The 23388-nt window shown below is 70.4% G+C and carries 22 protein-coding genes; 16 read left to right on the forward strand and 6 right to left on the reverse strand.

Annotated features, from left to right (window positions below; genetic code table 11):
• The first annotated feature begins 177 nt into the window (after positions 1-177).
• The 10 genes from OHA55_RS22675 (at position 178) to OHA55_RS22720 (ending at position 8528) form a co-directional block, all read left to right on the forward strand.
• Positions 178-615: a hypothetical protein gene (locus OHA55_RS22675; protein ID WP_266709140.1), complete on the forward strand. Its 438-nt coding sequence runs from the start codon at positions 178-180 to the stop codon at positions 613-615.
• Positions 616-826: 211 nt separating this feature from the next.
• Positions 827-1663 (forward strand): F0F1 ATP synthase subunit A, encoded by an 837-nt coding sequence (gene atpB / locus OHA55_RS22680; RefSeq protein ID WP_266711069.1) that lies wholly within the window; start codon positions 827-829, stop codon positions 1661-1663.
• A 75-nt stretch (positions 1664-1738) separates the two neighbouring features.
• Positions 1739-1963 carry an ATP synthase F0 subunit C gene (atpE, locus tag OHA55_RS22685; protein ID WP_018521144.1) on the forward strand — a complete coding sequence of 75 codons (225 nt, stop codon included), beginning with the start codon at positions 1739-1741 and terminating at the stop codon, positions 1961-1963.
• Positions 1964-2002: 39 nt separating this feature from the next.
• Positions 2003-2545 carry a F0F1 ATP synthase subunit B gene (locus OHA55_RS22690; RefSeq protein WP_266709142.1) on the forward strand — a complete coding sequence of 181 codons (543 nt, stop codon included), beginning with the start codon at positions 2003-2005 and terminating at the stop codon, positions 2543-2545.
• Positions 2542-3357: a F0F1 ATP synthase subunit delta gene (locus OHA55_RS22695; RefSeq protein ID WP_266709144.1), complete on the forward strand. Its 816-nt coding sequence runs from the start codon at positions 2542-2544 to the stop codon at positions 3355-3357. The genes OHA55_RS22690 and OHA55_RS22695 overlap by 4 nt, the downstream gene beginning before the upstream one ends.
• Positions 3358-3495: 138 nt before the next feature.
• On the forward strand, positions 3496-5067 hold the full coding sequence (atpA, locus tag OHA55_RS22700; protein ID WP_266709147.1) for a F0F1 ATP synthase subunit alpha: 1572 nt from the start codon (positions 3496-3498) through the stop codon (positions 5065-5067).
• 3 nt (positions 5068-5070) lie between these two features.
• Positions 5071-5988, forward strand: a complete 918-nt coding sequence (locus OHA55_RS22705; protein ID WP_266709149.1) for a F0F1 ATP synthase subunit gamma — start codon at positions 5071-5073, stop codon at positions 5986-5988.
• Positions 5988-7430: a F0F1 ATP synthase subunit beta gene (atpD, locus tag OHA55_RS22710; protein ID WP_266709151.1), complete on the forward strand. Its 1443-nt coding sequence runs from the start codon at positions 5988-5990 to the stop codon at positions 7428-7430. Before OHA55_RS22705 ends, atpD begins: the two co-directional genes overlap by 1 nt.
• 110 nt (positions 7431-7540) lie before the next feature.
• Positions 7541-7915 (forward strand): F0F1 ATP synthase subunit epsilon, encoded by a 375-nt coding sequence (locus tag OHA55_RS22715; RefSeq protein WP_266709153.1) that lies wholly within the window; start codon positions 7541-7543, stop codon positions 7913-7915.
• 166 nt (positions 7916-8081) lie between these two features.
• Positions 8082-8528 carry a DUF2550 domain-containing protein gene (locus tag OHA55_RS22720; RefSeq protein ID WP_266711071.1) on the forward strand — a complete coding sequence of 149 codons (447 nt, stop codon included), beginning with the start codon at positions 8082-8084 and terminating at the stop codon, positions 8526-8528.
• Between the two features lie 415 nt (positions 8529-8943).
• Here the strand turns inward: OHA55_RS22720 and OHA55_RS22725 are convergent, their stop codons facing one another.
• Positions 8944-10824, reverse strand: coding sequence for a glycoside hydrolase family 18 chitinase (locus OHA55_RS22725; protein WP_266709155.1), 1881 nt, complete (start codon positions 10822-10824; stop codon positions 8944-8946).
• Between the two features lie 434 nt (positions 10825-11258).
• On the opposite strand from OHA55_RS22725, the gene OHA55_RS22730 reads away from it, so the two are divergent.
• Positions 11259-12314 (forward strand): aminoglycoside phosphotransferase family protein, encoded by a 1056-nt coding sequence (locus OHA55_RS22730; RefSeq protein ID WP_266709157.1) that lies wholly within the window; start codon positions 11259-11261, stop codon positions 12312-12314.
• A 44-nt stretch (positions 12315-12358) separates the two neighbouring features.
• On the opposite strand, the gene OHA55_RS22735 is transcribed toward OHA55_RS22730, so the two are convergent.
• Positions 12359-12931, reverse strand: coding sequence for a cob(I)yrinic acid a,c-diamide adenosyltransferase (locus tag OHA55_RS22735; RefSeq protein WP_266709159.1), 573 nt, complete (start codon positions 12929-12931; stop codon positions 12359-12361).
• Between the two features lie 253 nt (positions 12932-13184).
• On the opposite strand from OHA55_RS22735, the gene OHA55_RS22740 reads away from it, so the two are divergent.
• The 3 genes from OHA55_RS22740 to OHA55_RS22750 all read left to right on the forward strand — a co-directional run bounded on the left by OHA55_RS22740 (position 13185) and on the right by OHA55_RS22750 (position 17873).
• Entirely contained in the window at positions 13185-14033 is an 849-nt protein-coding gene (locus OHA55_RS22740) for a 3-hydroxyacyl-CoA dehydrogenase family protein (RefSeq protein WP_266709161.1), read from the forward strand.
• 259 nt (positions 14034-14292) lie between these two features.
• A complete protein-coding gene (locus OHA55_RS22745) occupies positions 14293-14616 on the forward strand; it encodes an STAS domain-containing protein (protein ID WP_266709163.1) in 324 nt (107 codons plus the stop codon).
• Between the two features lie 674 nt (positions 14617-15290).
• Positions 15291-17873, forward strand: coding sequence for an ATP-binding protein (locus tag OHA55_RS22750; protein WP_266709165.1), 2583 nt, complete (start codon positions 15291-15293; stop codon positions 17871-17873).
• Between the two features lie 123 nt (positions 17874-17996).
• Here the strand turns inward: OHA55_RS22750 and nucS are convergent, their stop codons facing one another.
• Entirely contained in the window at positions 17997-18668 is a 672-nt protein-coding gene (gene nucS, locus OHA55_RS22755) for an endonuclease NucS (RefSeq protein WP_266709167.1), read from the reverse strand.
• Between the two features lie 265 nt (positions 18669-18933).
• Between nucS and OHA55_RS22760 the strand changes: the two genes are divergently transcribed.
• A complete protein-coding gene (locus OHA55_RS22760) occupies positions 18934-19326 on the forward strand; it encodes an SCO5389 family protein (protein ID WP_266709169.1) in 393 nt (130 codons plus the stop codon).
• A gap of 125 nt (positions 19327-19451) precedes the next feature.
• Here the strand turns inward: OHA55_RS22760 and OHA55_RS22765 are convergent, their stop codons facing one another.
• Positions 19452-20492, reverse strand: coding sequence for an LLM class flavin-dependent oxidoreductase (locus tag OHA55_RS22765; protein WP_266709171.1), 1041 nt, complete (start codon positions 20490-20492; stop codon positions 19452-19454).
• Positions 20493-20741: 249 nt separating this feature from the next.
• On the opposite strand from OHA55_RS22765, the gene OHA55_RS22770 reads away from it, so the two are divergent.
• Positions 20742-21071, forward strand: a complete 330-nt coding sequence (locus OHA55_RS22770) for an ATP/GTP-binding protein (protein WP_266709173.1) — start codon at positions 20742-20744, stop codon at positions 21069-21071.
• A gap of 24 nt (positions 21072-21095) precedes the next feature.
• Here OHA55_RS22770 and OHA55_RS22775 read toward each other — a convergent pair whose 3' ends face one another.
• Positions 21096-22001, reverse strand: coding sequence for an ABC transporter permease subunit (locus tag OHA55_RS22775; protein ID WP_266709175.1), 906 nt, complete (start codon positions 21999-22001; stop codon positions 21096-21098).
• Positions 21998-23230: an ABC transporter ATP-binding protein gene (locus OHA55_RS22780; protein ID WP_266709177.1), complete on the reverse strand. Its 1233-nt coding sequence runs from the start codon at positions 23228-23230 to the stop codon at positions 21998-22000. Before OHA55_RS22780 ends, OHA55_RS22775 begins: the two co-directional genes overlap by 4 nt.
• Positions 23231-23388: the final 158 nt, after the last annotated feature.

The following is a 23388-nucleotide window of genomic DNA, read 5'->3' on the forward strand; positions in this document are numbered from 1 at the left end:
CACACGTTTGAGGTAAAGACCTCATCAAATAGTTTGTGATACCGTTCACGAGACCCGGTGACAGAGCCGAAGGACCCCAGTACGTCGGTCCATTGGCCTCAGGCATCGACTCGGACCGGGCCTACGCTCGTCCATGACGACACCTTTTGCCCACCCCAAGCAAGCGGAGCTGCCGCCATGCCGACCAACGACGCCCGGACCCTCCTCCACACCGCCCTGCCCACCGCTGCCGCCGGCGCAGTCGCCGTAGCCATCGGTGCGGGAGTCGCCGGTGGCAAGGGAGCCCTCGGTGCGCTCGTCGGGACGCTGGTCGTGATCCTCTTCATGGGGATCGGGCTCGTCGTCCTGCAGCGGACCGCCCGGTCTCTCCCGCACCTGTTCCAGGCCATGGGGTTGATGCTGTACACCGCGCAGCTTCTGCTGGTGTTCATCTTCGTCGCCGCGTTCAAGAACACGACCATGTTCAACCCGAAGGCGTTCGCGATCTCGCTGGTCGCGCTCACCCTCGTATGGATCGGTGCTCAGGCACGGGCGCACATGAAGGCCAAGATCCTCTACGTCGAACCCGAGTCCAGCAAGGCTGAAAAGCCCGAAAAGACCGGCTCCCCGACGTGAAGGGTAGGGGCGGAATAAACGCCCGTTCCGGACCCTGCTATCGTCCGGTTCCAACTGCGGCACTGCGGGCGCGGGCATGTGAGCTGACGCCTGCCCGATCGCGAGGCTCACATGCCTGACTGCCGCTCTCACATCCGAAACACCAGTCCAGTGCCGAACCGCGGCTGCGCGCCGCGCCGACACAACGAGGTTGCCGTACCTATGCGCCACGCTGAAGGAGCCCGCGGTGAGTGCTGACCCGACACAGGTGCTCGCCTTCGAGACCGATTGCCACATCTTTGACGGTTGTGGTTTCCCGGCACCCGGCCTGCACTCGTTCCTGTTCGAACCCCTCTGGGGCGACGCGGACAGCAACCTGTACTTCAACAAGCCGATGCTGCTGGCCCTGCTTGGCTCGGTCATCATCGTCGGTTTCTTCTGGGCCGCGTTCAACAAGCCCAAGATCGTCCCCGGCAAGGTGCAGTCCGTCGCCGAGATGGGCTACGACTTCATCCGCCGCGGTGTCGTGCACGAGACCATCGGCAAGCGCGAGGGCGAGAAGTACGTCCCGCTCGTCGTCTCGCTGTTCTTCTTCGTGTGGATGATGAACCTCTGGTCGATCATCCCGGTCGCCCAGTTCCCGGTCACGTCGATCATCGCGTACCCCGCGGTACTCGCCGCGATCGTCTACGTGCTGTGGGTCGGTCTGACCTTCAAGAAGCACGGGTTCGTCGGAGCCTTCAAGAACTTCACCGGCTTCGACAAGTCCCTCGGTCCGGTGGCCTACCTCGCCGCCTTCATCGAGCTCTTCTCCAACCTGCTGGTGCGTCCGTTCACGCACGCCGTGCGACTCTTCGCGAACATGTTCGCGGGCCACACGCTGCTGCTGCTCTTCACGATCGCCAGCTGGTACCTGCTCAACGGCATCGGGATCGCCTACGCCGGCGTCTCGTTCGTGATGGTCATCGTGATGACCGCCTTCGAGCTCTTCATCCAGGCCGTGCAGGCATACGTCTTCGTCCTGCTGACCTGCACCTTCATCCAGGGCGCGCTCGCCAAGCACCACTGATCCGAGCCCCCTCGATCGACCATATTCGTCCGGTGGCCAACCCCCACCGGTCCGTTAAGAGAAGGAAGAACTGGCATGTCCCAGACCCTTGCTGCCGTCACTGGTGACCTCGGCTCCGTCGGTTACGGCCTTGCTGCCATCGGCCCCGGCGTCGGCGTCGGCATCATCTTCGGTAACGGCACCCAGGCTCTCGCCCGTCAGCCCGAGGCTGCCGGTCTGATCCGCGCCAACCAGATCCTCGGCTTCGCCTTCTGTGAGGCGCTCGCCCTCATCGGTCTGGTCATGCCGTTCGTCTACTAGACGAACCGCGACTAGTCCATACCGACGAAAGGCACTGATATGAGCCAGCTGCTTACGGTCGCGGCTGAGGCGGAAAACCCCCTCATCCCGCCGATTCCCGAGCTCGTCATCGGCCTCATCGCCTTCGTCATCGTCTTCGGCTTCCTCGCCAAGAAGCTCCTCCCGAACATCAACAAGGTTCTGGACGAGCGTCGTGAGGCCATCGAAGGCGGTATCGAGAAGGCCGATGCGGCCCAGACCGAGGCGCAGAGCGTTCTTGAGCAGTACAAGGCTCAGCTCGCCGAAGCGCGTCACGAGGCCGCTCGACTGCGCCAGGAGGCGCAGGAGCAGGGTGCCGTCATCATCCAGGAGATGAAGGCGGAAGGACAGCGGCAGCGCGAGGAAATCATCGCTGCCGGTCACGCCCAGATCGAGGCCGACCGCAAGGCGGCGTCCGCCGCGCTCCGCCAGGACGTGGGCAAGCTCGCCACCGACCTGGCCGGCAAGCTCGTCGGCGAGTCCCTCGAGGACCACGCCCGGCAGAGCGGCACCGTCGACCGGTTCCTCGACGAGCTCGAGGCGAAGGCCGAGGCCGTCCGATGAACAGCGCGAGCCGCGAGGCACTGGCTGCCGCACGTGAGCGTCTCGACGCGCTGACCGACAGCACGTCGGTCGACGCGTCGAAGCTCGCCGACGAGCTGGCCTCGGTCACCGCGCTGCTGCAGCGTGAGGTCTCCCTGCGCCGGGTTCTCACCGACCCGTCGCAGAGCGGCCAGGCGAAGGCGGAGCTGGCGGCACGGCTGCTCGGCGGTCAGGTGAGCGGCGAAGCCGTGGACCTGGTCTCCGGCATGGTCCGTTCCCGCTGGTCGCAGTCGCGTGACCTGGTGGACTCGGTCGAGGAACTGGCGAGCATCGCCGACCTGACCGCGGCCCAGCGGTCGGGCGCGCTCGACGACGTCGAGGACGAGCTGTTCCGGTTCGGCCGGATCGTCTCCTCCGACACGGCGCTGCGTTCCGCGCTCACCAGCCGGACGGCGACCAGCGCCGCCAAGGGCGCGCTGCTGCGCAGCCTCCTGGGCGGCAAGAGCCGGCCGGTCACCGAGCGTCTCGTGACGCGCCTGGTCACCCAGCCCCGTGGACGTAGCCTGGAGGCGGGACTCGAATCCCTGTCCAAGCTCGCCGCGGACCGCCGGGACCGCACGGTCGCGATCGTCACCTCCGCGGTGCCGCTCACCGACGTGCAGAAGCAGCGCCTCGGCGCGGCGCTGGCGAAGATCTACGGCCGGCAGATGCACCTGAACCTGGACGTGGACCCCGAGGTCCTCGGCGGAGTTTCGGTGCGCGTCGGTGACGAGGTCATCAACGGCACCATCGCGGACCGCCTCGACGAGGCGACCCGTCGCATGGCCGGCTGACGCCAGCCTTCGCTTTAACTGAACGAGCAACACCTGCGGCCCGGTTGGGCCGTGCAGAAACTGCAGAAGATTCCTGGGGGTCGGCCCCCAGACCCCCTTAAGAAACTTCGGGCCCAACAAGGAGAGCAGGGAACCCAGATGGCGGAGCTCACGATCCGGCCGGAGGAGATCCGGGACGCACTGGAGAACTTTGTCCAGTCGTACCAGCCGGACGCGGCCTCGCGCGAGGAGGTCGGTACGGTCAGCGTTGCCGGCGACGGCATCGCGAAGGTGGAGGGCCTGCCCTCCGCCATGGCGAACGAGCTGCTGAAGTTCGAGGACGGCACCCTCGGTCTCGCCCTCAACCTCGAAGAGCGCGAGATCGGTGCGATCGTCCTCGGCGAGTTCAGCGGAATCGAGGAGGGCCAGCCGGTGCAGCGCACCGGTGAGGTGCTCTCCGTCGGCGTCGGCGAGGGCTACCTCGGCCGCGTCGTCGACCCGCTCGGCAACCCGATCGACGGTCTCGGCGAGATCGCGACCGAAGGCCGACGCGCCCTCGAGCTGCAGGCCCCGGGCGTCATGGTCCGCAAGTCGGTCCACGAGCCCATGCAGACCGGCTACAAGGCCGTCGACGCGATGGTGCCGATCGGCCGCGGCCAGCGTCAGCTGATCATCGGCGACCGTCAGACGGGTAAGACCGCTCTGGCCGTCGACACGATCATCAACCAGCGCGACAACTGGCGCTCGGGCGACGTGAACAAGCAGGTGCGCTGCATCTACGTCGCCATCGGTCAGAAGGGCTCCACCATCGCCTCGGTGCGCGGTGCCCTCGAAGAGGCCGGCGCGCTGGAGTACACGACCATCGTCGCCGCCCCGGCGTCCGACCCGGCCGGCTTCAAGTACCTGGCGCCGTACACCGGTTCGGCCATCGGTCAGCACTGGATGTACCAGGGCAAGCACGTCCTGATCGTCTTCGACGACCTTTCGAAGCAGGCCGACGCCTACCGCGCCGTGTCGCTTCTGCTGCGCCGTCCGCCGGGCCGCGAGGCCTACCCGGGCGACGTCTTCTACTTGCACTCGCGTCTGCTGGAGCGCTGCGCCAAGCTCTCCGACGAGATGGGTGCCGGTTCGATGACCGGTCTGCCGATCGTCGAGACCAAGGCGAACGACGTGTCGGCGTTCATCCCGACCAACGTCATCTCCATCACCGACGGCCAGTGCTTCCTGGAGTCCGACCTGTTCAACGCGGGTCAGCGTCCGGCGCTCAACGTCGGTATCTCGGTCTCCCGAGTCGGTGGCTCCGCCCAGCACAAGGCCATGAAGCAGGTTTCCGGCCGACTGCGCGTGGACCTCGCCCAGTACCGCGAGCTGGAGGCGTTCGCCGCCTTCGGTTCCGACCTGGACGCGGCCTCCAAGGCGTCGCTGGAGCGCGGTAAGCGCATGGTCGAGCTGCTGAAGCAGCCGCAGTACGCCCCGTACCCCGTCGAGGAGCAGGTCGTCTCCGTCTGGGCCGGCACCACCGGCAAGATGGACGACGTCCCGGTCGAGGACATCCGTCGCTTCGAGAGCGAGCTGCTGGACTACCTGCGCCGCGAGCGCAAGGACCTCCTGACCAGCATCGTCGAGGGCGGCAAGATGTCGGACGACACGCTGCAGTCGATCGCTGACGCCATTGCCGCGTTCAAGCAGCAGTTCGAGACCTCGGACGGCAAGCTTCTGGGCGAGGGCTGATCGATGGGCGCTCAGCTTCGCGTTTACAAGCGCCGCATCCAAGCCGTCACCGCGACCAAGAAGATCACCAAGGCGATGGAGATGATCGCCGCCTCGCGCATCGTCAAGGCGCAGCGCAAGGTGGCGGCGTCGCTGCCGTACGCCACCGAGCTCACCCGCGCGGTGACCGCGGTGGCGACCGGCTCCACCACCAAGCACCCGCTCACCACCGAGGCCGAGGCTCCGGCCCGGGCCGCGGTCCTGCTCCTCACGAGCGACCGCGGTCTGGCCGGCGGCTACTCCTCCAACGCCATCAAGGCGGCGGAGCGCCTCCGGGAGCGTCTTGGCGCGGAGGGCAAGGAGGTCGACACCTACATCGTCGGCCGCAAGGGTGTCGCGTACTACGGCTTCCGTGAGCGGACGGTCGCGGAGTCCTGGACGGGCTTCACCGACAACCCGTCGTACGCGGACGCCAAGGCGGTCGCCGCCCCCCTCATCGAGGCCATCACCAAGGACTCGGCCGAGGGCGGTGTCGACGAACTGCACATCGTCTTCACGGAATTCGTGTCGATGATGACGCAGAACGCCATCGAAGGCCGGATGCTGCCGCTCTCCCTCGACCAGGTCGCGGAAGAGAACGGCACGAAGGGGGAGATCCTTCCCCTGTTCGACTTCGAGCCGTCGGCTGAGGACGTCCTCGACGCCCTTCTGCCGCGCTACGTCGAGAGCCGCATCTACAACGCGCTGCTGCAGGCCGCTGCTTCCGAGCACGCTGCCCGCCGCCGCGCGATGAAGTCGGCGACCGACAACGCCGGGGATCTCATCAAGAGCCTCTCCCGGCTTGCCAACGCGGCCCGCCAGGCCGAAATCACCCAGGAAATCAGCGAGATCGTCGGTGGTGCCAGTGCGCTGGCCGACGCGACCGCGGGGAGTGACAAGTAATGACGACCACAGTTGAGACGGCCGTTGCCACGGGCCGCGTCGCCCGGGTGATCGGCCCGGTCGTCGACGTGGAGTTCCCCGTCGACGCGATGCCGGACATCTACAACGCGCTGCACGTCGAGGTCGACGACCCGGCCGAGGCCGGCGCGCGCAAGACGCTGACCCTCGAAGTCGCCCAGCACCTGGGTGACGGCGTGGTCCGCGCGATCTCGATGCAGCCGACCGACGGTCTGGTCCGCCAGGCCCCGGTGACCGACACGGGCGCGGGCATCACCGTTCCCGTCGGCGACATCACCAAGGGCAAGGTCTTCAACACCCTCGGTCAGATCCTGAACGAGCCGGAGGCCGAGGCGCAGATCACCGAGCGCTGGCCGATCCACCGCAAGGCCCCGGCCTTCGACCAGCTCGAGTCCAAGACCGAGATGTTCGAGACCGGCCTGAAGGTCGTCGACCTGCTGACCCCGTACGTCAAGGGCGGCAAGATCGGTCTGTTCGGTGGTGCGGGCGTCGGCAAGACGGTCCTCATCCAGGAAATGATCATGCGTGTGGCGAAGCTGCACGACGGTGTGTCGGTGTTCGCCGGTGTCGGCGAGCGCACCCGTGAGGGCAACGACCTCATCGACGAGATGACCGACTCGGGCGTCCTGGACAAGACCGCGCTGGTCTTCGGCCAGATGGACGAGCCGCCGGGCACCCGTCTGCGGGTCGCGCTGTCCGCCCTGACCATGGCGGAGTACTTCCGCGATGTGCAGAAGCAGGACGTGCTGCTCTTCATCGACAACATCTTCCGCTTCACGCAGGCCGGTTCCGAGGTCTCCACGCTGCTCGGCCGCATGCCGTCCGCAGTGGGTTACCAGCCGACCCTGGCCGACGAGATGGGTGTGCTCCAGGAGCGCATCACCTCGACGCGTGGTCACTCGATCACCTCGATGCAGGCGATCTACGTCCCCGCGGACGACCTGACCGACCCGGCCCCGGCCACCACGTTCGCCCACCTCGACGCGACGACGGTTCTCTCCCGTCCGATCTCCGAGAAGGGCATCTACCCGGCCGTGGACCCGCTGGACTCCACGTCCCGCATCCTGGACCCGCGTTACATCGCGCAGGACCACTACGACACGGCCAGCCGCGTCAAGGGGATCCTGCAGAAGTACAAGGACCTCCAGGACATCATCGCGATCCTCGGTATCGACGAGCTGGGCGAAGAGGACAAGCTCGTCGTCCACCGTGCCCGTCGCGTCGAGCGCTTCCTGTCGCAGAACACCCACGCCGCCAAGCAGTTCACCGGCCTGGACGGTTCGGACGTTCCGCTCGACGAGTCGATCGCGGCGTTCAACTCCATCTGTGACGGGGAGTACGACCACTTCCCCGAGCAGGCGTTCTTCATGTGCGGTGGCATTGAGGACCTCAAGGCCAACGCCAAGGAGCTCGGCGTCTCCTGAGCCTCCGGCTCACCGAGGGGGGTGGGTGTGTCCCGCCCCCCTCACCACGCCCCGTAGAATTGACCCAACACCCGGCAGCTGCTGCCGGGTGGTGACCCGAGGAGCCACCCTTGGCTGCTGAGCTGCATGTCGAGCTGGTCGCCGCGGACCGCAGTGTCTGGTCCGGCGAGGCCACCCTGGTCGTCGCGCGCACCACGTCCGGCGACATCGGCGTCATGCCCGGTCACCAGCCGCTTCTGGGTGTGCTGGAATCGGGCCCGGTGACCATCCGCACGAGCGACGGCGGCACCGTCGTCGCCGCCGTGCACGGTGGATTCATCTCGTTCGCGGACGACAAGCTGTCGCTGCTGGCCGAGATCGCCGAGCTTGCCGACGAGATCGACGTCCAGCGCGCCGAGCGCGCGTTGGAGCGAGCGAAGTCGGACACGGACGCCGCCGCCGAGCGGCGCGCGGACGTACGACTGCGAGCGGTGTCGGCGCACTAGTGCCGTGACCGGCAGTGTGACCCGGAAGGGGCGTCAGCGCTCCTGACGGCAGAGGTTTTTACTCAGCCGCGGCCCGAGCTGGAATCATCCAGACCGTGTCGCGGCTGAGGCGATGCGGGTGCGGTTCGTTTTCTGGTTACTCGACGATGCGAGGAGGTCGGTGGAGATGGTCCTCGCGTTGTGGGTGGGCGGAATCGTCCTCGTCCTGATCCTGGTGGGACTCTTCGTCTTCGGTCTGCGCCGGCGGCTCATCCAGCGCTCGGGCGGGACCTTCGACTGCAGTCTGCGCTGGGACATCTCCACGGAACCCGACCCCACCGGCAAAGGCTGGGTCTACGGAGTCGCCCGCTACAGCGGCGACCGTGTCGACTGGTTCCGGGTGTTCTCCTACTCCCCGCGTCCACGTCGTGCCCTGGAGCGCGGTGCCATCGAGGTGGTCGACCGCAGGCTCCCCGAGGGCGAGGAGGAGCTCGCGCTGCTCTCCGACTCCGTCGTGCTCGGCTGTCTCCTGCGGGGGATCCGCCTGGAGCTGGCGATGAGCGAGGACGCGCTGACGGGATTCCTCGCCTGGCTGGAGGCGGCGCCGCCCGGCCAGCGGGTGAACGTGGCGTAGCCGGTACGCCGCCCGGGGCCGTGTGCCCCACGGTGGGGCCGCAGCCACAGACGTACGACCCCGGGACCCGTCCCGGGCACGGCCGGGTGATGCCTCCCCGGCCTTCTCCGTGTCCGGGGTGCGGTCCGCGGGTGCGCGACGGACTCCGCACGGTACGGCGGCCCCGTCCCCGTCCCCGCCCTCGTCCCCGTACGGGTGTCCGGGGGTGCCTCGCGTCCCCTGCCCGCCCGTATCCGTGTGCGTACTTCACGGCGCCCGCTCCCGTGCCGTACCCCACGGCGCCCCGTTCCCGTGCCGTACTCCGCTGCGCCCGCTCCCGTGCCCCGGAACGACGAAAGACCGGGGAGACAGGGGGCGGACCTGTCTCCCCGGCGCTTTCGGGGGTGGTGCTTTCGGGGCGGGGCCCCGGGGAGGGCTACTTGAGGTTGCTGCCCATCGCCTTCACGAGCTCACCGTTGGTGGTGTCGCCGCTGAACTCCCAGAAGAACGCGCCGCCCAGGCCCTGGTTCTTCGCCCACGCCATCTTGGAGGCGATGGTGGACGGGGTGTCGTAGCTCCACCAGTTGGTGCCGCAGTGGCCGTAGGCCGTGCCGGCGATGGTGCCGGTGGCCGGGCAGCTGGTCTTCAGGACCTTGTAGTCCTCGATGCCCGCCTCGTAGGTGCCGGCCGCCGCGCCGGTGGCGGTGCCGCCGGGCGCGTCCTGGGTGACGCCGGTCCAGCCGCGTCCGTAGAAGCCGATGCCGAGGAGCAGCTTGGACGCCGGGACGCCCTGGGCCTTGAGCTTGGCGATCGCGTCGGCGCTGGTGAAGCCGGCCGTCGGGATGCCGGTGTACGAGGTCAGCGGCGAGTGCGGGGCCGTCGGGCCGGTGTTCGCCCAGGCGCCGAAGAAGTCGTACGTCATGACGTTGTACCAGTTGAGGTTCGCCGAGGCGCCCGCGTAGTCGGCCGCGTCGATCTTGCCGCCGGTGGAGCCGTCCGCCGTGATGGCGGCGGTGACCAGGGCGGAGGAACCGAACTTGTTGCGCAGCGCGGAGGTGAGGTTCTTCAGGGCCGCCGGGCCGCTGGTGTCACAGGTCAGGCCGCAGCCGTTGGGGTACTCCCAGTCGATGTCGATGCCGTCGAAGACATCGGCCCAGCGCGGGTCCTCGACCAGGTTGTAGCAGGACTGGGCGAACGCGGCCGGGTTCTGCGCCGCCTGGGCGAAGCCGCCGGACCAGGTCCAGCCGCCGAAGGACCAGAGGACCTTGATGTTCGGGTACTTGGCCTTCAGCTTGCGGAGCTGGTTGAAGTTGCCGCGCAGCGGCTGGTCCCACGTGTCGGCGACCCCGTCGACGGCCTGGTCGGCGGTGTACGCCTTGTCGTAGTCGGCGTAGGAGTCGCCGATGGCGCACTGGCCGTTGGTGACGTTGCCGAAGGCGTAGTTGATGTGCGTGATCTGCTCGGCGGAGCCCGAGGTGACCAGGTTCTTCACGTGGTAGTTGCGGCCGTAGACGCCCCACTCGGTGAAGTAGCCGAGGTTGATCTTGCTGCCCGTGGTGGGCGGGGTGGTGGTGCCACCGCCGGTGGTGGTGACGCTCACGGCGCCGGAGACCGGGCCCGTCACGTCGGAGGTGTCCCGCGCCTGCACGGAGTACGAGTAGCTGGTGCCGGCGGTCAGTGCGCTGTCGGTGTACGTCGTGGTGGTGACGGTGGCGACCTTTGCCCCGTCGCGCAGCACGTCGTAGTTCTTGATGCCCGAGTCGTCGGTGGCGGCGGTCCAGCTGAGCTTCGCCGAGGTGTTGGTGATGGCGCTCGCGGTGGGGGTGCCAGGGGCGGACGGGGCGCTGTTGCCCGGGACCGTCGTACCGCCGTCACAGGAGGCGCCGTTGAGCTTGCAGCCCGTGGGGGAGCCGGCGCCCGCGCCGTTGAAGCCGAAGCTGACGCTCGCGCCGGCGGCGATGCTGCCGTTCCAGCCGAGGTTCTTGGCGGTCCAGTGGGTGCCGGAGCTGGTGACGGTGGCGTCCCAGGCGGAGGTGACCGAGGTGCCCGAGGGGAAGTCCCACTCGATGGTCCACGAGGAGAGCGCGGTGGTACCGGTGTTCTTCACGGTCCACTGGCCCTCGAAGCCGGTGCCCCAGTCGGTCTTCTTGACGTAGGTGGCGGTGGCCGAGGTGGCCGCCGACGCGGGAGTGGCGAGGCCGACCATCGCGGCGATCGGCAGCAACAGCGCGGAGAAGCCCGCTATCGCCTTGGTCCTGGCGCTTCTTCTGAGCGCCCAGCCGAATCTGGTCCGGCGTTCGGGGGTCTCGGTGCTCAACGGTGCTCCTCGGGTGAGGTCCGACAAACGGGGGGTGGTTCGTGGACTGCAGACCCTGCGCCGCCCTGGATGCGCTTTGTCATGTGCGCGCCCATCGCAGTGTGTTGCGGTGAGACTAGGAAGGTCTGGACCAATCGTCAAGAGGTCTGGACCAGGGGAACCCGAGGGGTGGCAGCGGAGCTGATCACAGGTCCAACTCTCGTGGTTCCAAAGCCTCCTGGCTCCGAAGGCCCGGTCCGGGGCCGGCCGTCCCCCGCTGACGTGCGTCTTCGTGGCACCACATGCGACCCGGGCGGGTGAGTGAACGGTCCGCCGACTCGGCTCTCCGCGGCGTGCGACGGCTTCCGTCGCACGCCACGGGCCCGCCACCGGGTGGACTTCCGTGGCGCCGGGAAGCTCTTCCCGGCGAGTGAAGCCCGGATACGCTCGTCGGCATGCGGAGGCGTATTCCCCTGAACGAAGAGCTGCTTTCCGCCGTGGGCGTCCCCGAGCGGGCCGAGTTGCTGGACAGCAGCCCCCGTTCGCGGGTGTGGCGGGTGAGGCTGACCGACCGGCGGCTGGTCGTCGTCAAGCAGATCATCGACGGCGGGGACGCGGGCGCCGACGCGGACGCGCGCTTCGCACGTGAACTCGCCGGGCTGCGCCTGGCGGCTCGGGCCGTCGGGCCCGCCGTGGCCCCGGCGGTCCTCGCCGCCGACCCGCTCGCGCGGGTGATGGTCCTCGAGCACGTGGACGACCTCGGTAAGACGGACGACTGGCTGCCCGGATACGCGGAGTCGCTCGCCCGCCTGCACGCGCTGACCGGGCCCGCCGACGCGGGCACGCTCCCCGCCTGGTCGGGGCCCACGGCCGCCGACGCGGAGTCCTTCCTCGCCCTGGCGCGGGCGCTGGACGTGCCCGTACCGTCAGCGGTCCACCGCGAACTCGACGACCTGCTCCAGCGGTTGGACCCCACGCTCCACCACGCACTGCTGCACGGCGACCCTTGCCCGGGCAATGACCTGCGCACCGCCGAGGGTGTCCGCTTCGTCGACTTCGAACGGGCCGCGCTCGGCAACGGCCTGGTCGAACTCGCTTACGTCCGCATCGGCTTCCCCACCTGCTGGTGCGCCATGTCGGTCACCGGGCACCCGCTCGCCGAGGCCGAGTCGGTCTACCGGACCACCTGGCGTGACCTCACCGGGAAGGACGTGCCGGGCGACCTCGCCGACGCGTGCGCGGGCTGGCTGATCCAGGGCGACGCGCTCGTCGAGCGGGCCCACCGCGGCACGGCCGACCAGCTCGCCCGGGTGGCCGTCGAGGACTTCGAATGGGGTTACGTCTCCGCCCGCGAACGGCTCGTCCACCGCCTGGGCGCGGTCGCCGGCATGAGCCGCGACCACGATCACCTGCACGCCCTCGGCCGCCTCGGCTCCGCCATGGCCGACCGCCTGCTCGCCCACCGCCCGCCGCCGCGTCCGCTGCCCGGCCAGGCCGTCAGGCCCTGGTAGCGGGCAGTGTCCGACGGCTCCCGGCAGGTTGGGGAACGAATGTCCTAGCGGTCCCCGCCCGGCACCCAGAGCACGTCCCCGACCTCCTTGTTCGCGGTCCTGGCCAGGATGAACAGAAGGTCGGACAGGCGGTTGAGGTACGTCGCCGTCAGCGGGTTCATCACGTCCCCGTGCACCTCCAGCGCCGCCCAGGTCGAGCGCTCCGCGCGCCGGACGACCGTGCACGCCTGGTGGAGCAGCGCGGCGCCCGGGGTGCCACCCGGAAGGATGAAGCTGCGCAGCTTCTCCAACTCCTCCAGGAAGCGGTCGCAGTCGGCCTCCAGCTTGTCGACGTAGCTCTGCTCCACGCGCAGCGGCGGGTACTTCGGGTTCGCCACCACCGGCGTCGACAGGTCGGCGCCCACGTCGAAGAGATCGTTCTGCACCCGGACGAGGACCTTCACCACGTCCTCGGAGAGCTCTCCGAGGGCCACCGCCGTCCCGATGACCGCGTTGGCCTCGTTGGCGTCCGCGTAGGCCGAGATCCGCAGATCGGTCTTGGCGGTGCGGCTCATGTCACCGAGGGCGGTCGTGCCGGTGTCGCCGGTACGGGTGTAGATGCGCGTCAGATTGACCATGCGACCAGGCTAAGGGGACGGCACCGTCCCGGGCGCCCTTCCTCGCGTGGCCGTGGTCACGCGGCAACTGCCGCCCGGTGGCCGCCGCCTGACGCCGGCCGGTGTGATGTCCGTCATGTGAGACGTGACGCGCATCTCTAAGCGGTCACACCGCCCCTCACGGGTACTAATCTCCGCCGGAGAGCACATGAAGGACAGTCGGAGAGAGTGCGTCAGAACTGCCGCACGGGTGACAAGACCAAAGGGGTGTGACGTGGCCGGGAAGCTCGCTGTCATCGGGGCCGGACTCATGGGATCGGGTATCGCACAGGTCTCCGCCCAGGCCGGCTGGGACGTCGTGCTGCGGGACGTCACCGACCAGGCCCTCACCCGCGGACTGGACTCCGTGAAGGCCTCGTACGAGAAGTTCGTCGCCAAGGGCAAGCTGTCGGCCGAGGAGGCCGAGGCCGCGCTCGCCCGCATCACCACGACCACCGATCTGGACGCCGTCGCCGACGTGGACGTCGTGGTCGAGGCCGTGTTCGAGAAGCTGGAAGTCAAGCACGAGATCTTCCGCACCCTCGACGAGGTCGTGCGCGAGGACACCGTCCTCGCCTCCAACACCTCCGCCATCCCGATCACCAAGATCGCGGCGGTGACCAAGCGCCCGGAGCGGGTGGTCGGCGTGCACTTCTTCTCGCCCGTGCCGATGATGCAGCTCTGCGAACTCGTCCGGGGCTACAAGACGAGCGACGAAACCCTGCACACTGCACGGCAGTTCGCCGAGTCGGTCGGCAAGACCTGCATCGTCGTCAACCGCGACGTGGCGGGCTTCGTCACCACCCGGCTGATCTCCGCGCTCGTGGTCGAGGCGGCGAAGCTCCACGAGTCGGGCGTCGCGACCGCCGAGGACATCGACACCGCCTGCAGGCTCGGCTTCGGCCACGCCATGGGCCCGCTCGCGACCGCCGACCTGACCGGCGTCGACATCCTCCTGCACGCGACCTCCAACATCTACACGGAGTCGCAGGACGAGAAGTTCGCCGCCCCCGAGTCGATGCGCCGGATGGTCGACGCGGGTGACATCGGCCGCAAGAGCGGGCAGGGCTTCTACACCTACTGATCATCACCCCGGTTCCCCGGGGCCCCGGGCCGCGCCGTCGGCCGGGCCCCGGTCGCCCGGGAACACGAGGGGGTCGTACCCGGCCCCAGGGGAAGCCGGACCAGAAACGGTGCCGGAGCAGCGGACCGGCATCACCCCACAGGGTGAATTCGGTATCGGTTCGCTCACAAGCGGCAACTTCCCCGCTCCTGACACAGTCACTTGTGACAGAAGCGGGCAGCCACACGGACTTCTGTACGAAGCGATACGGGGAGCGCATATGCACATCAGGGGCGACCATGCCGAGCTGGTCGTCGGGGGCCGCCTCGACGTCCGAAGCGCGGCGGACGCCCGTACGGCTCTGCACGCCGCCGTCGACGACGGCGTCGGTGACCTCGTGCTCGATCTGACCGAACTGGACTCCTGGGACGCCACCGGGCTCGGCGTGATCATGGGAGTGCACCGCAGGGCGGGCCGTGCCGGACGCCGCCTGGTGCTGCGCGGCGTACCTCCGCAGATGCAGCGCCTGCTGGTGGCGACCCGTCTCCACCGCATCCTCGCCATCGAGGGCGGGATCGCCGCCGAAGCCCTGCCGAGGGTCTGAGGGCGTACCGAAGAGCGGGCGCGGACGCGAGACGCGCTCCCTGCGCCGTCAAGTCTCCTGACTCGCACGCCGGTTCTCCGGAGCTCGCGGCCCGGAGAGCCCCGGTAGGGAGAGAGCCCCCGGCCGGCAGCATTCCTGCCACCGCCAGCACGGCCGGTGCGCTGCGCCACCGTGTCGCCGTCGCCGCCGTCGCTGCCGTCGCTGCCGTCGCTGCCGTCGCTGCCGTCGTCGCCGTCGCTGCCGTTGCCGTTGTCTCTGTCGTTGTCACAGTGACTGCCTCCGTCGTCCGTGGACGTCCGCGGTGGGTCTCGGTCCCACCCGCCCTTCACCGATTACTGAGGCGGGAGACCCGCGAAAGGTTGAAGTGACGGACGAGAGAAACGTGAACGCCCCTCGCCCGGGTGTACGGCAGGCCTCCGGGGGCCTCCGCCGTGACCGTCGCACGGCGGAGGACGCCGGGTGGTGTCCGGCATGACCACCGACCGAACCGGGCAATACATCTGAGAACGTGATGTCCCGGGCCCCGTCCACCCCCGCCGACGCGACGGAGCGCACGAAGGTTTAGGGTTCGGCCGTCCGTCGATCGACCGAAACCGCGGACGGACACCCACGAGCAACAGCGGCACGTGCGCGCCGGACGGGCAGCAGCGCGACGCGTCTGGGGGACTTGGACCATGAACCCGACAGCACGGGACCCTGAGCAGTACGGCGGTCACGACGCCGAGCGGAACGGCGAGGTGCCCGCCCGGCGCCGGCCGTCCCGCGACGCCCTGCCGAACGAACTCGTACCGCAGGCGGGGGCCAAGGTCCGCGTCGTGCGACTCATATCCGGCGACCTCCGGATCACGGTCAACCCCGTGGACGGCAGCGAGGCCGAACCCTGCCCGCCCGGAGTGCGGCCCGAGACGCCGGTCCGGCGGACCGCGGAGGAGCGCGCGGCCCGCGAGCGTGCGGCGGAACCCCCCGTACCGCCGGGCCCGCCCGCCCCGCAACTTCCGCTGCTGGAACGTCAGGAAGAGCGCGGACGGCTCGTACGCCTGCTCACCAGGGGCCGTTCGGCCCGGCTCAGCGGCCCGGCCGGCTCCGGTCGCACCGCCTTGCTGGAGGCCGTCGCGGCGGAGTGCGCCGAACTCGCGCCCGACGGTGTCGTCCGGCTCTCCGGCCACCGGCGCACCGCCCCCGACCTGCTGTACGCGCTCTACGAGACCGTGTACGACGCCACGCTGTACCGCCCCGAGCGCGAGGAACTGCTGGGCGCGCTCTCCGGGATCGGCGCGGTCGTCGTCGTGGACGACCTGGAGTTCGACGGCGCCGCCCTGGACGAACTCCTCGAAGCCACGCCGGAGTGCGCCTTCCTCTTCGGGACCACCCCCGACGTGGCCGCGGACGCCGAACTCGACGAGGTCACCCTCGCCGGACTGAGCCGCGCCGCCGCGACCGACCTGCTGGGCCGGGTGGCCGGACGGCCGCTCACCGACGAGGAGTCGAACTGGTCGGGCGACCTCTGGTTCGAGTCCGAGGGGCTCCCGCTGAGGTTCGTCCAGGCGGGCGCCCTGCTGCGCCAGCGCGACCAGCTCCGGGAGATCCCGGACGACTTCGACGAGTACGGCGCGTTCGAGGAGCGTCCCGCGGGCGCCCCGCCCGTCCCCCTCGTTCCGGTCCTGGACGACGAGGTGCCGCTGCCCAGTATCGGCGAGGCTGCCGCGCCCGCCCTGCTGCTGGCCTCCCGGCTCAGCGAGGCCGCCCGGGAAGCCCTGCGGTTCGCCGTCGCGCTCGGCGGCGAGGTGCCGCACCAGGCCCACCTCCCGGCGCTGATCGGGCACACCCACGCCGACGCCGCGCTCGGCGAACTCGCCGGCGTCGGGCTCCTCTCGCCGGCCGGATCCCGCTACCGGCTCGCCGCCGGGGTCCAGCTCCAGCTGGAGCTGGGCGGCTACGCCGAGGGCGCCGAGGACCGCGCCCGTACCGTCGCCGACCACTACGCCTGGTGGGTCAAGCACCCCTCGGTCAGCCCCGCGCGCGCGGTCGCCGAAGCCGACGCCGTACTCGCGGCGATGGCGGCCCTGCTCCCCGGCGGTAGCCCGGAGGCGGCCCCGGCCGTCGTCCGGCTCGCCCGGAGCGCGGGCCCCGCCTTCGCCGCCGCCCTGCACTGGGGAGCCTGGGAGAGGGCGCTGCGGGTCGGCCAGGAGGCGTCCCGGCTGGGCGGCGAGGTGGCCGAAGAAGCCTATTTCCACCACGAGTTGGGCATCCTCGCGCTCTGTTCCGGGCACCTGGACCGGGCGCGGGCGGAGCTGGAGGCGTCGATCGGCCTGCGCGGCGCGCTCGCCGACCGGTCCGGTGCCGTGGCCGGCCGCCGTGCGCTCGCCCTGGTCACCGACCGGTCCGGCGCGCTGCTGCCCGGGGCGATGTCGGCCGGGACCCCGGCGGAATCCGCCGCGGGCGCCCGCGGCGACGGCGCCGCGACCGAAGTCCTGCCGGCCCTGACCCCGTTGCCCGCCCTGCCGCGGCAGACGCTGGTGGTGGACGAGCTGGTGCCGGTGACCCGGGCGGTACCGGTACCGGGCAAGGGCGGGCGCTCCGCCGGCGTGAAGGCCCTGGGCCGGACCGTCGTCGACGGGGCCCGGCGCAACCTGGTGGCCGTGGGCGCGGGAGCGCTGCTGGTCGCGGTGCTCGGTACCGTCGTGACGCTCGGCGCCGCCGCGGGCAGCGAGGAGACGGGCAACCGGAGCGTCACCCCCGGCCACTCCGCCGAGGAGGGCGACGAGGAGAGCACGGTCCCGTCCGAGGGCACCCCGGCCGAGGACGACGGCGCGGGCGGCGGCTCCGCACCGACCGGCAGCGCCTCCGTCCAGCCCGGCCCGTCCGGCACGCCCGCCCCGGACGCCACCGGCACACCCTCTCCCGGCAGCAGCAGCGGCACGGCGCAGAGCCCGGCCCCGGGCACCACCTCGCCCACCGCGACGGACAGCGGCAGCACGGCGACGAAGCCGCCGGCCGGCGGCTCCTCCTCGTCCACGTCCTCACCCACGGGCTCCGCGAGCACCAGCCCGGACCCCACGCCCACCGGGGACGACAGCGAGCCCCCCACGCCGACGCCCACGGGCACGTCCACCGGCGAGCCGACCGAGGGCGGAGACGGCGGAGCCGGAGGCGGCGAGAGCGGCGGGGGAGAAGCCTCGGCCAGTGCCTCGGGAACAGCCGAGGCGAGCCCCTGGGGAAGCCCCGGTACCGCGACGGCCACACCGGACGGAGCCTGAGCGGTCGATTTCCGGACGATGTGACGTTTTCCGGACACGCGGCTTCGCCCGAAACATCGAAAACCGGACGGCTTGTCGATCAGGCCGTCCGGTCGTCGGCAGCCGGCTCGGGCCGGCCGGAAATCAGAACAGCCGCAGCTTGTCGTCCTCGATACCGCGCATCGCGTCGTAGTCCAGGACCACGCAGCCGATCTTGCGGTCCGTGGCGAGCACCCGCGCCTGCGGCTTGATCTCCTGCGCCGCGAAGATGCCGCGCACCGGCGCCAGATGGGGATCGCGGTTGAGCAGTTCCAGGTAACGGGTGAGCTGCTCGACCCCGTCGATGTCACCGCGCCGCTTGAGTTCCACGGCCACGGTCGCGCCCTCGGAGTCCCGGCAGAGGATGTCCACGGGGCCGATGGCGGTGGGGTATTCGCGGCGGATCAGGGTGTAACCCTCGCCCAGGATCTCGATCCGGTCGGCGAGCAGCTCCTGGAGGTGCGCCTCCACACCGTCCTTGATCAGGCCGGGATCGACACCGAGCTCGTGCGAGGAGTCGTGGAGGATCTCCTCCATCGTGATGATCAGTTTCTCGCCCGCCTTGTTCACCACGGTCCAGGTGCCCTGGTCGTCGCCGGAGCCCTCCTTCAAGGTGCACGGCGGGGACATCCAGTTGAGCGGTTTGTACGCCCGGTCGTCGGCGTGGATCGAGACGCTGCCGTCCGCCTTCACCAGGATCAGACGGGGAGCGGAGGGCAGGTGGGCGGTGAGCCGGCCCGCGTAGTCCACGGAGCAACGGGCGATGACGAGACGCATGGTCGGCAACGCTACTCGACAACGGGCGGTCGGCGCGATTCGCACCTCCTGAGCCACTTCAGCCCCTGCTGGAGCGCATAGGGTCTTGCCCCTCTTTGCTCGGTTTCGTTGTTGGCCGGTTGTGTTCCCAATCTCCTGGTGCGACCAGGACCGCACCCTTACCGTGGAAGCAGGAGGTCGTCGGACGTGCACGCTGCGTCGCCGCCGTCCTTCTGCCGTGCCCGTAAGGCCCCGGCCTCCTGCCGGGGTCGCGAGAGGAGAACCCATGTCGCTCGACGTCTCACCGGCCCTCTTGGAACAGGCCGAGCGAGGCGAGGTCGACGAAGCCGACTTCGTCGACTGCGTCCGGACCTCCCTGCCCTACGCATGGGAGATGATCAGCTCGCTGGTGGCCCAGCTGAAGGTGGACGGCGGACAGTTCGCCGACAACCAGACGCCGCCGCCGAACGAGCAGGCACGCGGCCAGCTGCTGCGCGCGCTCGCGAGCGACGCGATACGCGGAGCCCTGCAGCGGCACTTCGGAGTGCGACTGGCATTCCAGAACTGCCACCGTGTCGCGGTCTTCCCGCTGGACCCCTCGGTCGACGACCGGCTGGCCAAGTTCACCTCGGTGAGAGGCCAGTTGCTCAACCAGTCGCCCGAACTCCGGGACTGCTGACCATCTCCACCGCCGCTCCGGGCCGGGGCCGGCGCCCCCGGGAGACGGTCCCGGCCCGGAGCGGCGGTGTCCCGTGCCGCCGTACCGACGGACCGGTGCCCGGGTGCCGGTGCCACCGTGTCCCCTCAGACCAGCAGCGGCAGCACCTCGGTGCCCAGCCGGCGTACGTTCTCCTCCGTTGCCGCGAGGTCGCCGGAACCCTCGGAGAGGAGCGCGAAGCGGGTGATGCCCGTGCGCTCGGCCGTGGCCGCGAGCCGGTCGGCGGCGAACCGCGGCGGCCCCACCGGGTGCAGCCCGCAGAGCAGTTCGGTGTACGCCACGGGGTCGCGCATCACGCGGTACCGGCCGTCGACGGTCACATGCTTGCCCAGGCCGTCCCGCAGCCATTCCGGCATCGCCTTCAGCAGGGTCTGCGCGGCGTCCTCCCGGCAGTCACCGATCTGGGCCACGCCCGCCGAGACGTGCGCGGCCGCCGCGACGACCTCCGGCGGATGGCCGGCCTCCCGGGCGCTGCGGCGCCACAACGCGACCATCTCCGCCTTCTCCTCGTCCCCGCAGTGCATCCCGAGCAGCATCGGCAGGGCCTTCTCCGCGGCGAGGCGCACCGTCTTCGGCGAGGTGCACGCCACGATCACCTCCGGTCCGGGCAGCGGCGCCCCGTCCGCGTCGAGCAGTTCGTCCGCGCGCGGGACCACCGCCACCTCGCGGAAGGGGTAGCGGCTGCCGCGCCCGGCCACCCGGGGCTCGCGCAGCCAGTCGAGCAGCAGGTCCAGGGAGTCCGGGAAACCGCTGTCGTACGCCTCCAGGCCCGCGCCGAAGACCTCCAGGTCGACCCAGGGCCCGCCCCGGCCCACGCCGAGGCTGAACCGGCCGTCGGACGTCAGGTGGAGCAGCGCCGCCTGTTCGCCGAGGGCCACCGGGTGCTGGGTCGGCAGCACGCTGACCGCCGTGCCGACCCGGATTCTGCGGGTGCGGCCGAGGAGCAGCGCGGCCAGTGTCACGGCCGAGGGGCAGACCCCGTACGGCACGAAATGGTGCTCCGCCAGCCACACGGAGTCGAGCCCCGACTCCTCCGCCACCTCGGCGGTCCGGATCGCCCGGTGCAGGGCCTCGCCCTGTCCCTGACCCGGAAACTGTGCTGCCAGTACGAACGTTCCCACGCGCATCGCCTTCTGCCTCCTTGCGGCCGACGCGGTTTTCCCCTACCGGCATCAACGCCTGACACGTGCCAAAGGCACGGGCCGCGGCGAAAATGTTGCGATTTTCCGGTAACTACCTCCGTTGCCCGCCTCTCCGCCGGGCATGCGCGGCTGGCGGACGGGTGGGCGGGCGGTCCCTCCGTGGTCCCCCCACCCCTTTAGGGTGGAAGTCCGGAAAACCCCGTTCCCGCCCAGCCCCCCCCCGTGAGGTGTCCCGTGTCCCCGCGCCGCAACCGCCCCAAGGGCGGCGAGAGCCCGTCCGCCGAAGAGAACTTCACGGGGGACCGGTACGGCGGCGGCGCGGCCACCGAGAGCTGGCAGGGCGAGGAGTGGTCGGTGCGGCCGGTGGCAGGCGCGAGCGCGCAGGGCAAGCGCTACCGCTGCCCCGGCTGCGACCAGGAGATCCCGTCCGGCGCGCCGCATCTGGTGGCGTGGCCCGAGTACGGCGGCATCGACGACCGGCGGCACTGGCACAAGGCGTGCTGGAACGCGAAGGACCGCCGCACCACACGGGTGCAGCGGTCCCGGAACGCCCCGCGCCACTGACTCCCGGGGGCGGGCGGTGGTGCGTCAGACGTCCCGGCGGTTCAGCGCCAGATGGGCGGCGCCGAACACGACACCGGCCAGCAGGAACATGATCGCCACCGAGTCCCAGCCGGACGGGCCGGACTCGGTGATCGAGGAGTCGTAGAGCGCGGCGATCTGGCTGGGCACGGAGTACTCGAAGAGGAGCTCCCGCAGCCGGTTCAGCTGGTCGAGAGCCATGAACAGGGCCAGTACCAGCGGCAGCAGCACCACCCCGATCATGATGGTGATCGCCCCCGCCGAGTGCCGGACGATCGTGCCGACCGAGAGCGAGAGCAGCCCGAGCAGCGCGGTGTAGAGCCCGACCCCGACCGTGGCCCGCAGCCAGTCGGCGCCCGAGGCGGCCGCGCCGCCCCCGAGGACGGCCGTCTGGAGCATGGCGACGACGGTCGCCGCCACCGTGGTGAGGACGAGGACCAGCAGGAAGAAGACGAGCGCCTTCGCCGTGAGCACCCGGCTCCGGCTGGGGCACGCCGTCAGCGTCGTACGGATCATGCCGGTGCCGAACTCCGACGCGATGGTCAGCACGCCGAGCGTGATCACGCAGATCGAACCGAGCAGCACCCCGAAGAAACCGAGGCTCAGCACGTCCGAGTCGGCCTCCTCGAGACCAGGGTCGCTCGCGGCGTTCACGCCGAAGGCGACGAGTACCCCGATGCCCAGCATCAGCGCGAGCATGGTGCCGAGCGTCCACATCGTGGAGCGCACCGAGCGGATCTTCGTCCACTCGGAGGCCAGCGCGTCGCCGAAGGTGGCCGGGCGGACCGGGATCGGCGAGACGTAGTAGCTGAGCCGGGGCACCCCGCCGGGGGCGGCCGGTCCGTGCACGGCCGGGCCCGGTCCGGGCTGCGGGTGGGCCTGGGGGAGCGGTGGCGTGGCCGGTGTCGTCATCGGGAGTCCTCGCTGGTCTTCGGCTCGGCGGGCGCGGGCGCCGGCGTGGTGGGCGCAGGGGAGGGCGTGGCCGGTGCGGACACCGCCCGCGCGGGGGCGGCTGCCGGGGCGGCAGGCGCGACCGGGGTGGCAGGCACGACCGGGGTGGCCGCCGGGTCGGTGGCGTACGGGTTCTGGCCGGGCGGCGCGGGTGCGTACCACCCCTGGGTCCACCCCTGCGTGGGCTGCGGCGGCCCGTACACGCCGGGGTCCTGGGCGGGCTGCGGGACGGTGTACGGCGGCGTGGGCGGCCGGAGCCCCGCCTTCGCGTCATCCGTCGAACGGTAGTCCACGACGTGCTGCGTCATCCGCATGTACGCCTCCTCCAGGGACGCCTGGTGCGGCGACAGCTCCCACAGCCGGACGTCCGCCCCGTGCGCGAGGTCGCTGATCCTCGGCAGCGGCAGCCCGGCCACCCGCAGCGCCCCGTCCGGCTCGGACAGCACCCGCCCGCCCGCCTCCGCCAGCACGGCGGTCACCTTCTCGCGGAGCTCCGGAGCGTCCTCGGCCACCCTGATCCGGGCGAAGTCCGCGGAGTTGACCGAGATGAACTCCTTCACGCTCATGTCGGAGAGGAGCCTGCCGCGCCCGATCACGATCAGATGGTCCGCCGTCAGCGCCATCTCGCTCATCAGATGGCTGGAGACGAAGACCGTACGGCCCTCGGCCGCCAGCGCCTTCATCAGATTGCGGACCCAGAGGATGCCCTCCGGGTCGAGGCCATTGACCGGCTCGTCGAAGAGGAGCACCTGCGGATCGCCCAGCAGCGCCGCCGCGATCCCCAGTCGCTGCCCCATCCCGAGCGAATAGCCGCGGGAACGCCGGCCGGCCACCTCGCGCAGGCCCACCACGCCGAGCACCTCGTCGACCCGGGCGGCCGGAATACCCGCCAGCTGGGCCAACGACAGCAGGTGGTTGCGGGCGCTGCGCCCGCCGTGGACCGCCTTCGCGTCCAGCAGCGCGCCCACCTGGCGCGGCGCGTTCGGCAGGCTCGGATAGGCGTGGCCGCCGATCGTCACATGCCCCGAGGTCGGCCGGTCGAGCCCGAGCATCATCCGCATGGTGGTCGACTTCCCCGACCCGTTCGGGCCGAGGAACCCGGTGACCATCCCCGGCCTGATCCGGAAGGAAAGGTCCTCCACGGCCGTCTGTGCGCCGTAACGCTTGGTCAGGCCGACTGCCTCGATCATTCCCAGCCCCATCGACTCATCCGTCGTCGGGGCCCGGCCCCTCCGGCCGGACGCCCCCGTATGAGTGAGGAGGATAACCAGCGCCGGACGGTTCCGCCGAAGGCGCCGCCGGTGCGCGGGACCCGGCCGCGAGGCGTACCAGGCACCCCGTCCCCGCC

It is taken from the genome of Streptomyces sp. NBC_00102, from assembly GCF_026343115.1.
Lineage (GTDB): Bacteria > Actinomycetota > Actinomycetes > Streptomycetales > Streptomycetaceae > Streptomyces.